Here is a 17,014-nt window from a genome sequence, read left to right as displayed (position 1 = left end):
TCGGTCTCCTTACCGGAAACGGTCCTTCCAAAGCCACGCCCCGGCACCCATTCGGCAATGTCCGGCCGATCTTCGCGATCTCGGGACGTCGTACGCGCTGCCGGGTGAGGGACGGATCGCGCGTGCGACAAGCCCGGCGGCCACCGCCAGCGCGGCGAGAGCGTAGGCGATGGTCCCGGAGCCAGTGACCATGTACGCCGCGCCGCTCGCCAGCGGGATGCCTAGCCACTCCCACCGACCGTCGAGGGCGACCAGCGCGACGACCAGTACGGCGTACCAGGAATAGCCGGGCGTGAACACGAGGAACCCCACCCCGGTCACCAACAGGGCGCCCTGCCACGGCCGGTCCGCGTCACCGTGGCGGAGTACGTGGAAGATCGCGATCCCGAGGATGACGAGGGCCGCGGGGAACGCCCACGAGTCGGGGAGGACCAGTCTCAGCAACGCGTACCGGTCCCTACTGCCGGCGTCGTCGTAACCCTCCTCGGTCAAGTAACCGAAGAAGTATCCGAGTACCGAGCCGCGCGAGGTGAGCACGTACGGCAGATAGGCGAGCGCCACGACGAGAGCGGCGGGGCCGAGGACGGCCAGGGCGTCGAGTATCCGGCGCGCCGGCGTCTTTCCGCCTGTCGCGAGGACCCCGGAGAGCGCTCCGGGTACGGTGACGGCGGGCAGCAGCTTGGCGGCGGTCGCCGCCCCGAGCAGCGTGCCGCCGAGGACCCTGTGCCTGTTCACCGTGGTCAGGGCGATGACGGCGAGCAGGACGCCGAGCGCGTCGACGTGGGCGTTGTTCACCAGTTCGAGCGGGACGGCGGGACACCATGCGTAGCAGGCGGTGTACGCCGGAGCGTTGTCCCGGGTGCCGGCTCGGCGGCTGAGCGTGATCAGCAGCACTGCCGAGGTCGCGAAGGCCAGGAGCGCGCCGCCGATCTGCAGCGGCTTGTGCCGTGCCCCTTCGGGCGAGAGTCCGTGTACCAGGAGGAAGTAGGCCTCCGCGAGGGGCGGATAGATCGTGTGCACGCCGGGGCGGTTGATCCGCGTGCACGACGTGACCGGGTCTCCGGAGTGGATCGGGTAACGATCGGGCCCTTCGCAGCCGGCGCCGCGGGGGAAGAGCCAGAGGTCGCGCAGGGGCGCCAGCGCCGCCTCGGCCGGGGCGTGATCGTAGGGCGAGATGCCCGCGGCCTGCACCCGTCCGTCCCAGGCGTAGCGGTAGGAGTCGGTGCTGGTGGCGGGCGGAGCGAGGAGGCCGGTGGCGGTCACGGCGATCCCTCCGACGATCACCAGGCACATCGCCTGGCGCGTCGGCAGCCCGCGCACAGCCCACGTCGCCGCGCAGAAGAACGCCCACGCGAGCGCGTACGCCCAGAACAGGCCGTGGCGATCCGCGGGAACGACGTCCCCGCCGATCGCCAGCGCGAGCGTGCCGACAAGGGCGGCCAGCAGGACGGCCGTTCCCGCCGCGCGGCAGGTCACGCCGGGCAAGCCAGGGGTGCGGTGGCGAACTCCTTCATCCCCTCGTCGAACCCGATCCGGGAGTGGAAGCCGAGCTCCGCACCCGCCTTGTGCGGAGCGGCCACGATGTGGCGGACGTCGCCCAGCCGGTACTCCCCCGTCGTCACCGGCTCCGGCCCGCCATGGTGCGTGGCCAGTGCCACGGCCATGTCACCGACACTGTGCGGCTCCCCGCTGGCGATGTTGTACGCGGCCAGCAGGCCCGGTCGGCCGCCGGAGAGCGCGGCGACGTTCGCACGAGCGACGTCGCGGACGTGGACGAAATCCCGCAACTGCCCGCCGTCCTCGAACACCCTGGGTGCTCGACCGGCCTCCAGCGCGGACCGGAAGATCGCCGCTACCCCGGAGTACGGCGTGTCCCGGGGCATCCTGGGCCCGTACACGTTGTGGTACCGCAACGCGACGGCCGTGCCGCCGGTCTCGCGCGCCCAGTTGGCGGCCAGGTGCTCCTGCGCCAGCTTGCTGGTGGCGTACGCGTTGCGGGGATCCGCCGGCGCGTCCTCATCGATGGTGGCGTAGACCACCTCCGAGTCGCACCGAGGGCAACGAGGTTCGAAGAGCCCGCGTGCCAAGGCGGCGGCGGAACGCGGCGCGGGCCGTACCCGGCCGTGCCTCGGACAGTCGTAGGCGCCCTCGCCGTAGACCACCATCGAGGAGGCCAGCACCAGCCGCCCGACCCCTTGCCGGGCCATCGCGGCGAGCAGCACGGCCGTGCCGTACACGTTGACCGAGGCGTAGTCCGGCAGGTCGGCCACATTCACGCCGAGCCCGACCTTGGCCGCCTGGTGCACGACGACGTCGACCCCTGCCATCAACCGGTCGAGCGTGGCGGCGTCGCGCACGTCGTCGCCGGTCCTGAGGTCAAGGCGGACCACCTCGTGTCCGGCCGCTTCCAGCGCCTCCGTCACATGGCTCCCGATGAACCCGGCCGCGCCGGTGACCAGCACCTTCGCCTCGCGAGAAGGGGTCATCACAACACCGCCGTTCCGGCGAGCGCGGCGGCGAATCGGGAGTGGGGAGCCAGCGCCGCCACCTCCACCGCGTCCTCCATGGTGTCCACATCGGTCAGGCAAGGCAGGCAGGCGACGCTCATTCCAGCCTCAATCAGTCTGTTCAGCTGGATCTCTCCTGTGGTCGGCTCGGACATCGGCACGCCGAGCAGCAGATCGGGGTCGGGGGCGCGCAGCCCGAGAAGCCAGAACCCACCGTCCGTCGCGGGGCCGAACACCGCGTCGTGGGCACCGAGCAACGACACGGCTTCAGCCAGCAGGCCGACGGACACCTGCGGGGTATCCATGCCGATGAGCACGATCGGGGCGGGCGACAGCCGGTGGGCGTCGTCGAAGGCGGCGGCGAGCCGTTCGTCCAGGCCGTCGCCGCGCTGCGGAACGACCGTGAACCCGGCGGGCAGCCACGCCCCGGGAGCCCCGTCGAGAGCGATCACGCGGCGGGCCACCGGAACCCGGGCGACCGTCCGCAACGTGTCCTCCAGCGCGGCGCCGGCCAATGCCGCGGCCTCGCGCGGAGTGCAGGGCGGGGTCAGGCGGGTCTTCACCTTCCCCGGTACGGGCTCCTTGGCGATCACGAGAAGTTGCGCGCCGTCGATATGGTGCGAACTCACGTCATACCGCCCTGTCGGCCATGACCCGGCGCATGTCACCGATTGTCCGGAGCGTGCCGCGTACCGTACCTGTTACCTTCGACCTCCCCGTACGGGCCAGATAGTCCACCTCGACCTCGGCGATCCGCCAGCCGGCCGCACCGGCGCGCAGCACCATCTCCAGGGGGTAGCCGAACCGCCGGTCCGCCAGCTCCAAGGCCAGCAGGGCGGCACGTCCGCACGCCCGCATCGGCCCCAGGTCGTGCAGGTCGGCACCGGTACGGCGGCGCAGCTCGCGAGCCAGCACGGCGTTGCCGAGCCGGGCGTGCACCGGCCAGGAGGCGCCCGGTCCAAGGACGCGGCGACCGAGGACCAGATCGGCCTCACCCGCCCGGACCGGCCCCGCGACGCGCGGCAACTGCCCGGGATCGAGGGACGCGTCAGCGTCCATGAAGCACACCACGTCCGCCGTCGCGGCCGTCAGCCCCGCGTGGCACGCGGCCCCGAATCCGGGCTGGGGCTCAGCCACCACCATCGCGCCGAACTCCGCCGCGACCCTCGCGGATCCGTCGGTCGACCCGTTGTCGACCACGATCGGGCGGAAGCCGGGCGGCATCCGCCCGAGCACCCAGGGCAGGGCCGCCTCCTCATTCAGGCAGGGCAGAACCACGTCGATCTCCATGGGCCGACGCTAACGCGGCAACAGCGCCCCTTCTCTTACGAAAGGATGACGTCGTTCCGAGAAATGACCAGTTCGAGTCCGCGGAAATACGGCTTCATGGCCGAACCCGTGGTTTGGGCCACTGGCCCCCGCGTCCCCGGCAGAGCATGCGACTTGCCCTGCTCTGCCGTATTTTGACACTCCGTCGAGGGCGTGATGGACGCGGTTTTGCCAGGCGGTCGCGGCTCCCCGTCCTTAACAGCTTCGTAAGGATCGTCGCCGACCTGCCGGGGTAATGTTCCTGCATGATCACAAGTAGTCGCGTGAATATTCCGGCAGTCCTCTTTCCCAGCTTCCACCACAATGGAAGAGTCGCGTGATCGGCGCTTTCAAAGAAGAAGGTCTCAAAGGCAGAAACGTATACGTTGAATATGCCGACGGCCGAATGCGGTCGCTCTCCACCGAGCGCTGGCTCCGGTACAACGAGGGCGACGAACACATTCTGGCCCGATGCTGCGGGCCCACTCTCGATGTCGGTTCGGGACCCGGAAGACTGACCGTGGCGCTTACCCGGATGGGGGTTCCCGCCCTGGGCATCGACATCACCCCCCTGGCCGTGGAGCTGACCCGCCGCGCTGGCGGGCTGGCGCTGCGCAGGTGTGTCTTCGAACCCCTTCCAGGAACCGGGCGGTGGGCCGAGGCACTCCTGGCCGACGGCAACATCGGCATCGGCGGCGACCCCGCAGCCCTCCTCCGGCGCCTGCGCGAACTGGTCAGGTCAGGAGGAACGGTGATCGCCGAACTCTCGCCGCCGGGTGTACAGAGCGGGGTCCACACCGTACGGCTGCGCCAGTCCGGGCGTACGGGCGACTGGTTCACCTGGGCGACCGTCTCGATCGACGATATCGCCCCTCTTGCCGGGCGATCCGGGTTCCCACCGACGAGCACTGGAACGCGGCGGGGCGATGGTTCGCATCCCTCTCATGACTCACCCGGCCGCGACTATAACCCGTAGGTTCGATCTGACGGGAAACTCGAGCCTCATCGCGCGCGGTACGGCGCAGCATCCACCATCACTTCCCGACACGACGGCGGGGAGAATGCCGCCCACGCGATAGAAAACAGCGCCCCGCGACGCTGAGCCACATCAATCGAACCAACTCATAATCAGACGGGACGCCTGACATTCTCAACTACGTACGGGAAAGGCTGCCGGCTCAGCACACATCGCGGATCGTGTTCGAGCACGTATATTTCGTCCCCCAAACAAAGGTGCCGCCGGCGGGCAGCTCGTGTCGCTCTCATGTGAACTGGGCACGTGCCGACTCCACCGCCCGCTCGGCCCAGGTCGAAAAACACCCACCGGGCCAGGGTGCGGTGGGACTCGCCGACGTTCAGCTGCGCGCCGATCATCCTGCCGTAGCACAGTCCCAGGCTGTTGAAGGCGCCCCAGCCGTTGGTGGCGCGCGTCCCGGTGGTCAGCCCACCTTCCAGATCGCTGTTTATATGGACCCTGTCCTGGGTTGTCGCCTGCTCACGCCGACCGATCGCCATCACTTCGGTGCCGTTCGGTCTCATTCGACCCGAGGCATGCCTCACCGCTCATGAAGCATTCGCATGGGTGCCTCATAGGGCGCCCTAGTAGTCTCAGGAAATATCGGTTGAACAGCACGGAGGCCATGAATGATGCGGTTAGAGCGGGGTTCGAGTCGGCTGTACGGCATGATGCTCATGCTGGCCGCAGTGGTCCTTGTCGTGGACCAGCTCACCAAGCTCTGGGCGGTCTCCACGCTGTCCGACAGCGAGCGCGTCGCAGTGATCCCCCCTCTGATTCACTTCCGGCTGCTTTACAACCCCGGCGCCGCGTTCTCCGTAGGCACCGGCGCGACGTGGGTGTTCGCCCTGGCAGCGGCAGCCGCAGTGGTCGGCATTCTCTACACCGCGCGTCGGCTGGCCTCCCCCGGCTGGGCGCTCGTGCTGGGCATGCTGCTCGGCGGGGCGGTGTCTCACCTGGGCGATCGGCTCTTCCGCGAGCCCGGCTTCGCCCGCGGGCACGTCGTGGACTTCATCGACTACGGCCCGTTCGTGGGTAACGTCGCCGACATCGCACTCACCTGCGGGTGCGTTGCGATGGTACTGATCAGCCTGCGTGGTGTGCCGCTCGCCAGGGTGCCGGGCGAAGAGTCCGCCTAGCTTCTGGCCCAGGGCCATCGGCAGTCAAGTTGAACGAGACAGGACAGGTGCCCGCCTGCCAGGCTGGGGCGATCGCCGCGCAACGCCCCCTTCGTCGGCGCTGCGCACCGAGCACGCGGTGGGTTGTGTGATGGATGTGAGGGGCCGCTCAGTCCGTCGACGTGCGCGAGCCCGGCGTGTGCCCGGTGAACGAGGCGAAGATCGAGACGAGCCCGATGAGCCCCGCGACGGAGCCGCCGATCAACGCCTTCACCTTGGCGTCACTGCCCACGTCGATCACCACGGGAGGCGGTGCGAAGGCGGAGGGCCGCTGCTGGTTGTCGGGGGTGTTGAACTGCGGCTGTTGAGGGCCGTACATCATGAAACGGCAGGTTAGCCGCGATCGCCGGAGATGCAACCATCTGTCCGGCCGGGCAACCAGGAGCAGATCAAGGCCTCGCCCAGCTCGCCCGATGGATGCGGGCACGACAGCTCGTCGAGCAGCACTGGCGGCGGCCCCGTCGCGAGCTTGCGCCGCGACGAACTCCTCGGCCCTTCTCCCCGGTGGACGACAGTCAGCCAACGACGGTGCGGGGCTCCTGGCGCGGGCACAGGAGGCGGCCGGCATCCAGCCGGTGAGCGAACCGCCGGAGTGGCCGGAAAGCGCCCGTGAGGGCGTCCGCGCCCGCTGGATCCAGCGCGTCACGCTGGTCGGGCAGGCCTCCACGGCCCGGACTCCGTTCTCCGCCGAACATACGGCTGACCTCACCAGTTCGTGAAGGCGCCGTCGAGCCTGTTCACTCGGGGGGTGCGTCCGGTGGCCGGCGCCTGCCCCGCCAGCAGCGTCGGATCGACGTCCAGGCCCAGTCCGGGCCGCTCGTCGGCGACGAGCACGCCGTCCACGGGTACGGGGGCGAAGCCGAAACCGGCCGGAACCGGCCCCGGCGGCATCTCCTGCACGCCGAAGTTCGGGCAGGTCAGGTTGAAGTGCAGGGCAGCGGCCGAGGAGACGGGCCCCAGCGGGTTGTGCGTGGCGATCTTGATGTGGTGCGTCTCGGCCAGCCCGGCGATCTTGCGTGCTTCCGTGATGCCGCCGACGATGCCCAGGTCGAGGCGGGCGTAGTCGATGAGCTCGTCCTCGATCAGCGCGCGGAACTCCCACTTGGAGCTGAGCTGCTCGCCAGCCGCGAGCGGCACTCCGGTGCGCAGCCGCAGCATGCGATAGGCGTCCAGGTTCTCGCAGCGCAGCGGATCTTCCACGAAGTACGGCCGGGCCGGCTCGATCTCCCGGCACAGGTTGACCGCCTCGGGCAGGTCGAGCCGGGTGTGGGCGTCGATGATGAGCTCGATGTCGTCGCCGACCGCCTGCCGTACGGCATGGAACTGGGCGATCGCCACCCGCATGGCCTCGCGCGGCTCCAGGACATCGCCCGAGGTCGGCACCACCAGCCGCAGGTAGCGCCAGCCCTCCTCGACCAGCCGGTGGCAGCTGTCGATCACCGCCTGCGTGTCGAACCCCTCCGGGTGCACATGGGTGTAACACGTCACGTGATCGCGCACCCGTCCGCCGATGAGCCGGTAGAGCGGAGCGTCGTGCGCCTTGCCCAGCAGGTCCCACAGCGCGATGTCGATCGCGGAGATCACGCACGTGGTCGACCGGTCAGCCGGGAAGAAGTCGCCGCGCGCCATCGTCTGCCACAGGTGCTCGATGCGGTCGGCGTCCTGGCCCACCAGCACCTCGCGCATGCGGTCGAGTACGGCCCCGCTGACCTCGGGAGAGACGCGCACTCCCACCTCGCCCACGCCGGAGATGCCCGCATCGGTGTCCACCACGACGAGGAGCATGTTCTGCCCGCGGTCGGGGACGGCGTACAGCGCAACGTCAACGATCTTCAAAAGGCCTCCTCCGGTTGAGGTGATTCTGTCGTGTTGCAGCAACTTTGCCAAGAGTTTCCGAGATGTATTGACTTGTCACCGTGGCGGGTGCAGTCTCTAGCGCAAAACGTTGTGGGAGGCAGCATGGCGGTGACCCTCGCGGACGTGGCGGCAGAGGCCGGCGTGTCCAAGGCGACCGTGTCGCGTGTGTTCGGCACCCCGGACCGGGTCAACGCGGTGACGCGGGCCCGTGTCCTCGAGGTGGCCGAGCGCCTCGGCTATGCGCCGGATCCGACGCCGCGCTCCAGCAGGACCGGCTCGATCGGCCTGATCGTGCCCGACATCGTCAACCCGTTCTTCCCGCCCATGATCAAGGCGGTGCAGCGACGGGCGAGATCTCGCAACTACGGCGTCTACCTGGCCGACAGCGACGCGCACCCCGGCGAGGAAGCCGAGGCCGTGGCGATGATGTCCAAACAGGTAGACGGGCTCATCTTCTGGTCATCGCGGCTGCCGGCCGAGACGCTGGCCGACGTGGCCACCCGCGTGCCGACCGTGCTGGTCAACCGGGGCGCGCCCGGCGTGCCGACGGTCGTCGCCTCGAGCGAGGACGGCATGCGGCAGGCCGTCGAGCACCTGTACGCCCTCGGGCACACCAGGTGCGCCTACGTCAACGCGCCACGTACGGTCTGGTCGAACCAGCACCGTCGCGCCGCGGTGCAGCGGGCCTGCAAGGCGCTCAGCATGGAGCTGGTCGAGCTGGGCCCGTTCGCGCAGTCCATCGAGGGCGGCGTGCAGGCCGCCGACATGGTCGTCGCGCACGGCGTCACCGCGGCCATCGCCAACAACGACATGACCGCGGTCGGGCTGCTGCTCCAGCTCGCCAACCGCGGGCTTTCCGTGCCCGGCGACATCAGCGTGGTCGGCGTGGACGACACCTACCTGGCCATGGTGGCCAGGCCGGCGCTGACCACCGTACGGATACCGGTCGAGGAGATCGGGTCGATCGCGGTCGACCTGCTCATCGGCATGCTCCACTCCGGCGACCAGGGCGAGGGCGGCCCTGTCGAGGTGGACACCCAGCTCATGGTCCGTGACTCGACGGGCCCCGCCACGGAAAGGATCACCTGGCCGACCAGGCCACTGCCCACCCTGGAGTAACCACCACCCAGATCTCCGGCATCCGCTCGTCTGCGACCTGCGGCCATGCCGGCGTGCAGAAAAACGCTCGGGGGCCTTGTAAGAGGAAGGAGCTGGCAGGTGCGAAAGAGAGCACTTCTGCCGATCGCGCTCACCGCAGCCGCCGTGCTTGGACAAGCCGTACCGGCCCAGGCAGTGGATTCACCGTACCGGAACAGAACCGGGGTCGGCGTGCCCGTGCCGGCCCGTGACCAGGCAGTTTCGCCGCAGCGGATGCGGGAGCTGGCCGTCGCTTTCGTCCAGCCCTCGGCGGACAACCTGGATGCCTCGCTCGACAAGATGGCCGAGGCCGGGGTGCGCCGGGCCCAGATCGTCGCGTCGTGGACCGGGATTTGCCAGAAGCGCGATGAATGCGACTGGTCGAAGCTGGACGCGTACTTCGCCAAGGCGGCCAAACGCGGCATCTCCACCGCTGTACACATCAACTCCACGCCCGACTGGGTGCACCCGGACCTGGTGGACACGGCGGAGAACTACGGAGAGCGGATCTGGTACCCGCCGACCAGGACGCCGGAGGAGTTAGCCGAGTTCGAGAAGTTCGTGACCACGCTGGCGAGTCGTTATCGCGGCAAGGTCGAGAGCTACGAGATCTGGAACGAGGAGAACTGGCGGGACTTCTACAAGCCCGTCGAGAACCCGGCGGACTACGCCAAGCTGCTGCGTTCCGGTTATCTGTCGGTCAAGGCCGCTGACCCGCGAGCCAAGGTGGTCTTCGGCGGGACCACGCGGACGGATCCCGGGTTCGTGCGCGAGGTGTACGCCGCGGTCCGGAAATATCCGGACGCGGTGAAGAGCCGCCACTTCTTCGACCTCATGGGCGCGCACCCGTACACCGACGACCGTCACCCCGACGACCACGACCCGGGCAAGGTGCGCGAGAACGCCGCCGGGGGCGAGTTCGACGACAACTTCCTCGGCATCGACCGGCTGTATTCGGAGATGGTACGGCAGGGCGACGCCGACAAGCAGATCTACCTGGGCGAGTTCTCCTACTCCTCGGTGCGGACGTGGATGGGCCTGGTGCCGGACGATCGGCGCGCGTTCTACCTGCGCCGGGTGATGGAGCTGGCGGCCCAGCGTCCCTACGTTTCGGGCCTGTCATGGTTCGTGTGGTCCGAGACGCGCCCGGAGGACGAATGGCGCGGCTGGACACTCCTGGAATATCCCGACAAACACACCCGCACCTACCTCGAGCTGGCCGAGCTCACCGGCGCCTCACTCACGGAGCGCGCACCGCGGCTGATGCTCGGCGACGGGACGGCTTCCGTGGACCGGCTTCCCTCGAATGTCGAGCGGGTCGAGCTCTACCTCGAAGGCGTCCGAGTCGCCTCCGGCACCTCTTTCCCACTGACCTTCACCCCGCCCGCGCGGGGGACGACCCAGCTCGCACAGGCCGTCCTCTACACCGGCGACGGGCGCACGATCCAGACCACGACCGCCTGGCTCAGCGCCGGCAGGCCGGCCGTCCAGGTTTCCCACCCCAAGGTCAAGGCCACGCGCAACGTGGACGTGACCGCCGGGCTCAAGGTCACGGGCCCGGTCCTGCTCCGCGTGATCGACACCTCAGGTGACGTGGTCATGACCATGCCGCTCGGCGTGGGCACCGGCAGGCAGACCCGTTTCGACGCCCTGGTCGCGCTCGACGACCCCGGCACCTACCAGCTCTCCGTTCACGATCCACGCGGCCGTCGGCTGGCCGATCCCGCCCTCCTGGAGGTAGTGCAATGAAACTCCGTTGCGCGGCGGTCCTTGCTGCCGCAACGATCATCGTAAGCGCCTGTGGTTCCGCTGATCCTTCACAGGCGGCCAAGCCTGCCGCCGACGAGGGCCGCGGCCCGATCACCTTCGCCAACGGCAAGGACTCCAGCGGCGTGCTGCAGGGTCTGATCGACAAGTGGAACGCCTCGCACCCCACCGAGAAGGCCAGGCTCGTCGAGCTTCCTCCGCAGGCCGACCAGCAGCGCCAGCAGCTCATCCAGAACGCCCAGACCAAGTCGGACGCCTTCACCGTCGTCTCCCTCGACGTCGTGTGGACCGCGGAGTTCGCCGCCAACGGCTGGGTCGACGAGCTGCCTCTCGGGGAGTTCCCGACCGACAAGATCATCCCGTCGCTGGTGGAAGGCGGCAAGTACTTCGGCAAGCTGTTCACAGCCCCGTGGGGCGGCGGCACCGGCCTGCTCTACTCGCGTACCGACCTGCTGAAGAAGGCGGGGCTCGAGCAGCCCAAGACCTGGGCCGAGCTCATGGCCGCCTGCGACAAGGTGCTGAAGATGCCCGAGGCCAAGGGCATGGACTGCTACGGCGGCCAGTTCAACAAGTACGAAGGGCTGACCGTCAACATCTCCGAGGCCGTCAACTCGGCAGGCGGCTCGGTCGTCGGCGCCGACGGCAAGCCGACCCTGACCACCCCGCAGGCCAAGCAGGGCCTGGACTTCCTCGTCGAGGGCTTCACGAAGGGCTACATGCCCAAGGAGTCCATCACCTGGGACGAGGAGGCGGGCCGCCGCGCCTTCCAGGCGGGCAAGCTGCTGTTCCACCGCAACTGGTCCTACCAGTACACGCTGGCCAACAAGGAGGACGGCTCCAGCAAGGTCGCCGGCAAGTTCGACGTCTCCCCCATCCCCGGACTCAACGGGCTCGGCAAGGGCACGATCGGCGCCAACAACCTGGCCATCAGCAAGTTCGCCAAGAACACGAAGTCCGCGCTGGACTTCATCAAGTTCATGACGAGCGAGGAGACCGCCAGACATCTGATGCTCGAGTCGTCGCAGTCGCCCGCTTACGCGGCGATGTACGACGACCCGGCACTGGTGGAGAAGTTCGGGTTCCTGCCGATGCTCAAGGAGGGGCTGCTCAACGCGGCGCCGCGACCGGCGGTCGTCCGGCACGGCGACGCCACGGCGGCCATCCAGGAGGAGATCACCGCCGCCCTCAGCGGCCAGAAGCCCTCCGACCAGGCGCTGACCGCCCTCCAGGACAGACTCGCCAAGATCATCGCTAACCAGTAGCGGCTCCGGCGGGGCCGGGTTCACCTGCCCGGCTCCGCCGGCGGCTCGCTCCCCACTCCCACCAAGCCGGAACGCGGACGGCTCCCCCGCTCGCGTCGTTCAAGGCTCTCCCGGGGTCGAACCCCCGCCGACACCTCGATCGACGCGACCCGCCCTACCCGATTGAGCAGATACGCCGGGACCCAGAACCGGAAAGTCTCCGAAGTTCCTCAGGCTTCGCCGCACGTGAAGGGACGAAACGTGACGATCAGCATTGCCGCCCCCGTCAAGCGGGCGGCGCGGCTCCGCCCCCGAGGCGGTGACTCATGGACGGCCGCGCTCATGCTCGGGCCGACGCTGCTCACGCTCGCCCTGGTCGCCGGGTATCCCGTGGTCGCGGCGCTGCGGCTGTCCTTCATCGAGGTCGCCAACCGCGTCAACCAGCAGACCGGCATGATCGAGGCGACCGAGTCGTTCGGGCTTGGCAACTATGCCGGTCTGTTCACGGGGGCGTCCGGCGAGGCGTTCCGCAACGCGTTCTGGAACACCACGTTGTTCACCATTGTCGGGGTGGCCGCCGAGGTCGTGCTGGGTGTGGCCATGGCGCTGGTGATGCAGCGGGCGTTCCGCGGGCGGGCGTTGGTGCGGGCGAGCGTGCTGGTGCCGTGGGCGATTCCGACAGCCATTTCGGGACTTCTGTGGAAATGGATCTTTGAAACGGACGGCGTGGCCAACGCGGTGCTCAACACGGACATCGTGTGGACCGCCGACCACGCCACCGTCTGGGGCTTCATGTCGGCGCCGTTCACCGCGGTGCTCATCGCCGACATCTGGAAGACCGCGCCGTTCATCGGTCTGCTCGTGCTGGCCGGGCTGCAGATCATCCCCAAGGACGTCTACGAGGCCGCGCGCGTCGACGGCGCCTCGGCCATGCGAACATTCTGGCAGATCAGCCTGCCGCTGGTGCGGCCGGCGCTGGTGGTCGCCGTGCTGTTCCGCATCCTGGACGCGCTCAAGATGTTCGACCTGCCGTTCGTGCTCGTCGGCGCACACAAGCACTCAGTCGAAACCCTGTCCACACTGGCGCAGTACGAGCTTTCGAACGTACGGTACGGCCCGGCCGCCGCCTACTCCAGCGTGCTCTTCATATACGTCGCGGTGATCGCCTTCATTTTCGTCAAGGTGCTCGGCGCCGACCTCATCGGGCGCGGCCTCAAGGGCCGCGGGTAATGGCCGTTCCAAGCTCGCTGAAGGGACCCGCATGATGTCCGGGCGCACGATCTACAACATCGGCATCGGGCTGATCGTCGTTTACTGCCTGGCACCGTTCTATTGGATGATCGCCACCGCGCTGCGCCGGCCGGCCGACTCCTTCGACCTGTCCCCCATTCCTTTTCCTTTGTCGTTCGACAATTTCACGGCCGCGTTCTCCGTGCAGAACGGCTTCGGCCGGGCGCTGGTCAACAGCCTCGTGGTGGCAGGAGCAACGACACTGCTCACGCTGATGATCGGCATCACCGCCGCCTACGCGATCGCGCGACTGGAATTCCCCTTCAAGAACGTCATCCTGGCCGTCATCATCGCCACCTCGATGTTCCCCGGTATCTCGCTGCTGATCCCGCTGCTGAAACTCTTCGTCGGCCTGGAGTGGATCAACACCTACCAGGCGTTGATCGTCCCGAGCATCAGCTTCGCGCTGCCGCTGACCGTGTTCAACCTGACCGCGTTCTTCAAGCAGATGCCGCACGAGCTGGAAGGCGCCGCCCAGGTGGACGGCTGCAGCCGCTGGCAGGCATTCCGCAAGGTGATTCTGCCGCTCGCCATGCCAGGCGTGTTCACCAATGCGATCATCACGTTCGTCGCGGCGTGGAACGAATTCATCATCGCGCTGTCGGTGACCAACGAGAAGGACATGCGCACCGCCCCCGTCATCACCGCGCTGTTCACCGGCCAGTACAAGTTCGACCAGCCGTTCGGCACCCAGATGGCCGCCGGCGTCGCCGTCACCGTTCCCCTCGTCATCGGCGCCCTCGTTTTCCAGCGTCGCATCGTCGAGGGCCTGACCGCAGGAGCACTCAAATGACCCGCGCACTCGCCGTATTCGCCCACCCGGACGACGTCGACTTCAACGCCGCAGGCACCGTCGCCCAATGGGTGGACTCCGGAACGGAGGTTTCCTACCTGGTCGTCACCCGCGGGGAGGCGGGCGACGGCGAACCACGCGAGCGCATCCAGCAATTGCGCATGGCAGAACAACGAGCGGCAGCCGAGGCGGTGGGCGCGCGGAAGGTGTACTTCCTTTCCGGGTACGCGGACGGCCGGGTCGAGGTCTCGCTCGACCTGCGGCGGGACATCGCCCGCGTCATCCGCCAGGTGCGGCCGCACCGCCTGCTGACCAGCTCGCCGACGCGAACCTGGGGCCTGCGCGACGCGGACCATCCCGACCACGCGGCCGTGGGCCAGGCGGCCTCTTGCGCGGTCTACCCCGATGCCATGAACCGCTACGTCCACCCCGACCTGTCGGACCTCGAGCCGTGGCAGGTGTCGGAGGTCTGGTTCAGCGAGAGCCCCACGCCGGACCTGTACGTCGACATCACCGACACCTTCGACCGCAAACTCGCGGCACTCGCCGCCCACAAGACCCAGCCGGGGACGGGCGAAGTCGAGAACCGCGAACGCTTCGCCGCCATCGCCGCCCGCGGCGGCCTCCCCGCGGGCCGTCTGGCGGAGGCCTTCACCGTCATCAAACGCCGCTAGTACGACTGTCTGCCGCACGCCGACACCGCAGGCCGGGCTGCTCCCGATCACGTTATGGGGTTACGGTGCTCCTGCCGGTGATCTACTCTGATCAACTGTCATACGGGGCAAGACGGGCGAGGTGGCATGACATCGGCGCAGCCTGGTTACATGGTCGGCGAGCGTTACCGGTTGATCGAGGTACTGGGGGCCGGCGGCTTCGGACGCGTCTGGCGTGCCCATGACGAGGTCCTGGACGCCGAAGTGGCGATCAAAGAGCTGCAGCTGCTGCCGGGGATGTCCGAGGCGGAGCAGGACAAGCGGCTGGAGCGCACCACGCGTGAGGCCCGCAACGCCGTCCGGTTGCGGGCGCACGAGAATGTCGTGGCCATCCACGACATCGTCTCGGACGGCCTGCCCTGGATCGTGATGGAGCTGATCGACGGCCAATCGCTGCACGAGCACCTCGAAACGCGCGGACCGCTGCCGGTGGATACGGCCGCACAGCTGGCCACGGCGCTGCTGAAGGCGCTCGGCGCGGCCCACCAGACGGGCATCGTGCACCGCGACATCAAGCCGGCCAACGTCATGCTCGCCGAGGACGGGAAGGTCCTGCTCACCGACTTCGGGATCGCCGTCCACACCACCGACACCACCCTGACGACCGCCGGAATGACCATCGGCTCGCCCGAGTACATGGCCCCCGAACGGTTGCGCGGGATCGACGGGCTCCCCGCCAGCGACCTGTTCTCCCTTGGCGTCACCCTCTACCAGGCCGTCGAGGGCGTCTCGCCGTTCCGCCGCAACACCCAACCGGCGGCACTGACCGCGGTCCTGCTGGAAGAGCCCCCGGCGCCGCGACGAGCAGGCCGGCTCGCGCCGCTCATCACGCGGCTGCTCGACAAGGACCCCGGCAACAGGCCGACCGTCGAGGGCGCGCTGGCCATGCTCGGCGAGCGGCAGCCGGGCCGGGACCACGGACGGGACGGCACCAGGATCCTGCCGCCCGGGCAGGTCCCCCAGCAGGGGTGGCAGCACAAAGGTGTCGCGGTGATGATGGCGATCATCTTCGCCCTCGCTCTCCTCGGCCTCACTCACCTCGGCATCACCTGGGACGAACTCGAGGATGAGTTCGACCGTGACGACATGATCCCCCTGGTGGTCGCCGTCCTCGCCGACATCGGTCTGGCCGGCTTACTGTGCGCGCAGATCGCCCGCTTCGTGCCGCCGATCGCCGGGAAGACCGTTGCCGTCGTCGTGGGTGTCGTCGGGTTCCTCGCCGGCAGCGGCGCCGCGTTTCTCGCCTTCGACGGCATGGGCCTGATTCTCCTGCGCCTCATCCCGTCTTTGGGCGACGATGAGGTCATAGTGATCGCGCCGCTCGTGATCACCGTCGTCATGCTCATCGCGGCGGGCTGGACCTGGGAGTCGAGGAAGCTCCGGCGCTCCAGGCCCGGCGGCAACAGCCCATCGGCGACACACTGACCGGCGACTTGGCCCGTGGCCTCCTGGTTACCTCTGCCAGACGCGGACGTAGTCGACGGCCTTCTGCGCCGAGACCGTGGCAGCCACCGGCTGGTAGCCGGAGCGGGAGTAGACGTACAGGTCCTCGATGAGGTTGGTGTTCTCCGAGGCGGTGCCCGCCACGCTGCAGAGCTGCCTGCCGTCGATGGAGAACTTCGTGCCCGACGCTGAGATGTCGGCGCCATAGGTGTGGAAGTCGAGGTCGACCTGGCAGCCGCCGACGGCGTTGGCGTGCGAGGTCAGGTAGAGCCTGCGCGGGTTGTCGCTGTGCTGCTCGTAGACGTCGCTCTCCTGCCACGAGTTCACGCCGTCGGCCTGCCAGGTCCAGAACGCGGCCAGAAGCCGCGCTTGTCGGCGACGGAGTTGCCGCCCGCGTCGACGACGTCGAAGTCGGCGTCGCCGGCGTCGCGGATGACGAAGACCAGCTCGTCCAAGTTCTTCGCCGAGTCGGCCACGAGCTTGGCGCCGAAGGGGATGGTCTGGTCGGCGGTCGGGGACTGGATGTCACGGCCTAATGCCTGAAGGGTCACCGCGTTCGTCACCGTGTAGTCGACCACGCCCGCGGGTGTCGCGGCCGCGGTCGCCTGGATGGCGAGCACCACGATTGCCGCGGGCGCGATGGCTGCTCGCAAGATCTGGCGCATGTACGGCCCTCCTTGTGAGGCGGATGATGTTGCCGCCCACATTGATCCGGGCTGCACCAAGCGTCAAGACATTTCCGGAAACTTCATGAAACTGGATGGA

The 17,014-nt window shown here is 68.4% G+C and carries 17 protein-coding genes; 9 read left to right on the top strand and 8 right to left on the bottom strand.

The genetic code is table 11. From position 1 onward, the window contains the following. Positions 1–9: 9 nt before the first annotated feature. Genes ACIHFD_RS34135 through ACIHFD_RS34120 form a run of 4 tightly spaced genes read right to left on the bottom strand, consistent with a single transcriptional unit; the run spans position 10 to position 3,797 of the window. Complete coding sequence (locus ACIHFD_RS34135; RefSeq protein WP_397370426.1) at positions 10–1,476, bottom strand: glycosyltransferase 87 family protein; 1,467 nt, start codon at positions 1,474–1,476, stop codon at positions 10–12. Next, on the bottom strand, positions 1,473–2,486 hold the full coding sequence (locus ACIHFD_RS34130; RefSeq protein WP_397370425.1) for an NAD-dependent epimerase/dehydratase family protein: 1,014 nt from the start codon (positions 2,484–2,486) through the stop codon (positions 1,473–1,475). The genes ACIHFD_RS34135 and ACIHFD_RS34130 overlap by 4 nt, the downstream gene beginning before the upstream one ends. Further along, a complete protein-coding gene (locus ACIHFD_RS34125) occupies positions 2,486–3,136 on the bottom strand; it encodes a TIGR04282 family arsenosugar biosynthesis glycosyltransferase (protein ID WP_355199716.1) in 651 nt (216 codons plus the stop codon). The genes ACIHFD_RS34130 and ACIHFD_RS34125 overlap by 1 nt, the downstream gene beginning before the upstream one ends. A 1-nt stretch (position 3,137) precedes the next feature. Beyond that, positions 3,138–3,797 carry a glycosyltransferase family 2 protein gene (locus ACIHFD_RS34120; protein ID WP_397370424.1) on the bottom strand — a complete coding sequence of 220 codons (660 nt, stop codon included), beginning with the start codon at positions 3,795–3,797 and terminating at the stop codon, positions 3,138–3,140. Between the two features lie 355 nt (positions 3,798–4,152). Between ACIHFD_RS34120 and ACIHFD_RS34115 the strand changes: the two genes are divergently transcribed. Together ACIHFD_RS34115 and ACIHFD_RS34110 are read left to right on the top strand one after the other, a co-directional pair. Continuing rightward, positions 4,153–4,791, top strand: coding sequence for a methyltransferase domain-containing protein (locus ACIHFD_RS34115; RefSeq protein ID WP_397370423.1), 639 nt, complete (start codon positions 4,153–4,155; stop codon positions 4,789–4,791). A gap of 707 nt (positions 4,792–5,498) precedes the next feature. Continuing rightward, positions 5,499–5,969, top strand: coding sequence for a signal peptidase II (locus tag ACIHFD_RS34110; RefSeq protein ID WP_397370422.1), 471 nt, complete (start codon positions 5,499–5,501; stop codon positions 5,967–5,969). Between the two features lie 148 nt (positions 5,970–6,117). Here the strand turns inward: ACIHFD_RS34110 and ACIHFD_RS34105 are convergent, their stop codons facing one another. Together ACIHFD_RS34105 and ACIHFD_RS34100 are read right to left on the bottom strand one after the other, a co-directional pair. Further along, the gene (locus tag ACIHFD_RS34105) at positions 6,118–6,330 is read right to left on the bottom strand and encodes a hypothetical protein (RefSeq protein WP_397370420.1); all 213 of its coding nucleotides are present in this window, start codon (positions 6,328–6,330) and stop codon (positions 6,118–6,120) included. A gap of 383 nt (positions 6,331–6,713) precedes the next feature. Next, positions 6,714–7,844: a mandelate racemase/muconate lactonizing enzyme family protein gene (locus ACIHFD_RS34100; protein ID WP_397370419.1), complete on the bottom strand. Its 1,131-nt coding sequence runs from the start codon at positions 7,842–7,844 to the stop codon at positions 6,714–6,716. 123 nt (positions 7,845–7,967) lie between these two features. Between ACIHFD_RS34100 and ACIHFD_RS34095 the strand changes: the two genes are divergently transcribed. The 7 genes from ACIHFD_RS34095 to ACIHFD_RS34065 all read left to right on the top strand — a co-directional run bounded on the left by ACIHFD_RS34095 (position 7,968) and on the right by ACIHFD_RS34065 (position 16,231). Then, positions 7,968–8,984 (top strand): LacI family DNA-binding transcriptional regulator, encoded by a 1,017-nt coding sequence (locus ACIHFD_RS34095; RefSeq protein WP_355199722.1) that lies wholly within the window; start codon positions 7,968–7,970, stop codon positions 8,982–8,984. 99 nt (positions 8,985–9,083) lie between these two features. After that, on the top strand, positions 9,084–10,751 hold the full coding sequence (locus ACIHFD_RS34090) for a hypothetical protein (protein WP_397370417.1): 1,668 nt from the start codon (positions 9,084–9,086) through the stop codon (positions 10,749–10,751). Beyond that, complete coding sequence (locus ACIHFD_RS34085; RefSeq protein ID WP_397370416.1) at positions 10,748–12,031, top strand: ABC transporter substrate-binding protein; 1,284 nt, start codon at positions 10,748–10,750, stop codon at positions 12,029–12,031. The genes ACIHFD_RS34090 and ACIHFD_RS34085 overlap by 4 nt, the downstream gene beginning before the upstream one ends. A gap of 240 nt (positions 12,032–12,271) precedes the next feature. Continuing rightward, positions 12,272–13,240: a carbohydrate ABC transporter permease gene (locus ACIHFD_RS34080; protein ID WP_397370415.1), complete on the top strand. Its 969-nt coding sequence runs from the start codon at positions 12,272–12,274 to the stop codon at positions 13,238–13,240. A 31-nt stretch (positions 13,241–13,271) separates the two neighbouring features. After that, complete coding sequence (locus ACIHFD_RS34075) at positions 13,272–14,093, top strand: carbohydrate ABC transporter permease (protein WP_397370414.1); 822 nt, start codon at positions 13,272–13,274, stop codon at positions 14,091–14,093. Continuing rightward, the gene (locus ACIHFD_RS34070; RefSeq protein ID WP_397370413.1) at positions 14,090–14,767 is read left to right on the top strand and encodes a PIG-L deacetylase family protein; all 678 of its coding nucleotides are present in this window, start codon (positions 14,090–14,092) and stop codon (positions 14,765–14,767) included. The genes ACIHFD_RS34075 and ACIHFD_RS34070 overlap by 4 nt, the downstream gene beginning before the upstream one ends. 126 nt (positions 14,768–14,893) lie before the next feature. After that, on the top strand, positions 14,894–16,231 hold the full coding sequence (locus ACIHFD_RS34065) for a serine/threonine-protein kinase (protein WP_397370412.1): 1,338 nt from the start codon (positions 14,894–14,896) through the stop codon (positions 16,229–16,231). 27 nt (positions 16,232–16,258) lie between these two features. Here ACIHFD_RS34065 and ACIHFD_RS34060 read toward each other — a convergent pair whose 3' ends face one another. After that, on the bottom strand, positions 16,259–16,576 hold the full coding sequence (locus ACIHFD_RS34060; protein ID WP_397370411.1) for a hypothetical protein: 318 nt from the start codon (positions 16,574–16,576) through the stop codon (positions 16,259–16,261). Beyond that, positions 16,573–16,914: a hypothetical protein gene (locus tag ACIHFD_RS34055; RefSeq protein ID WP_397370410.1), complete on the bottom strand. Its 342-nt coding sequence runs from the start codon at positions 16,912–16,914 to the stop codon at positions 16,573–16,575. The genes ACIHFD_RS34060 and ACIHFD_RS34055 overlap by 4 nt, the downstream gene beginning before the upstream one ends. Positions 16,915–17,014: the final 100 nt, after the last annotated feature.

Source organism: Nonomuraea sp. NPDC051941 (assembly GCF_044593615.1).
The sequence above is the reverse complement of the archived record's forward strand: the minus strand, read 5'-3'. Positions and strand labels throughout refer to the sequence as shown.

What these genes read in the sequence shown, in the direction of transcription:
- ACIHFD_RS34130 (WP_397370425.1), bottom strand. Translation starts at nt 2,486, where the DNA reads ATGACCCCTTCTCGCGAGGCGAAGGTGCTGGTCACCGGCGCGGCCGGG.
- ACIHFD_RS34120 (WP_397370424.1), bottom strand. Translation starts at nt 3,797, where the DNA reads ATGGAGATCGACGTGGTTCTGCCCTGCCTGAATGAGGAGGCGGCCCTG.
- ACIHFD_RS34110 (WP_397370422.1), top strand. Translation starts at nt 5,499, where the DNA reads ATGATGCTCATGCTGGCCGCAGTGGTCCTTGTCGTGGACCAGCTCACC.
- ACIHFD_RS34105 (WP_397370420.1), bottom strand. Translation starts at nt 6,330, where the DNA reads ATGATGTACGGCCCTCAACAGCCGCAGTTCAACACCCCCGACAACCAG.
- ACIHFD_RS34095 (WP_355199722.1), top strand. Translation starts at nt 7,968, where the DNA reads ATGGCGGTGACCCTCGCGGACGTGGCGGCAGAGGCCGGCGTGTCCAAG.
- ACIHFD_RS34085 (WP_397370416.1), top strand. Translation starts at nt 10,748, where the DNA reads ATGAAACTCCGTTGCGCGGCGGTCCTTGCTGCCGCAACGATCATCGTA.
- ACIHFD_RS34075 (WP_397370414.1), top strand. Translation starts at nt 13,272, where the DNA reads ATGATGTCCGGGCGCACGATCTACAACATCGGCATCGGGCTGATCGTC.
- ACIHFD_RS34070 (WP_397370413.1), top strand. Translation starts at nt 14,090, where the DNA reads ATGACCCGCGCACTCGCCGTATTCGCCCACCCGGACGACGTCGACTTC.
- ACIHFD_RS34065 (WP_397370412.1), top strand. Translation starts at nt 14,894, where the DNA reads ATGACATCGGCGCAGCCTGGTTACATGGTCGGCGAGCGTTACCGGTTG.
- ACIHFD_RS34055 (WP_397370410.1), bottom strand. Translation starts at nt 16,914, where the DNA reads ATGCGCCAGATCTTGCGAGCAGCCATCGCGCCCGCGGCAATCGTGGTG.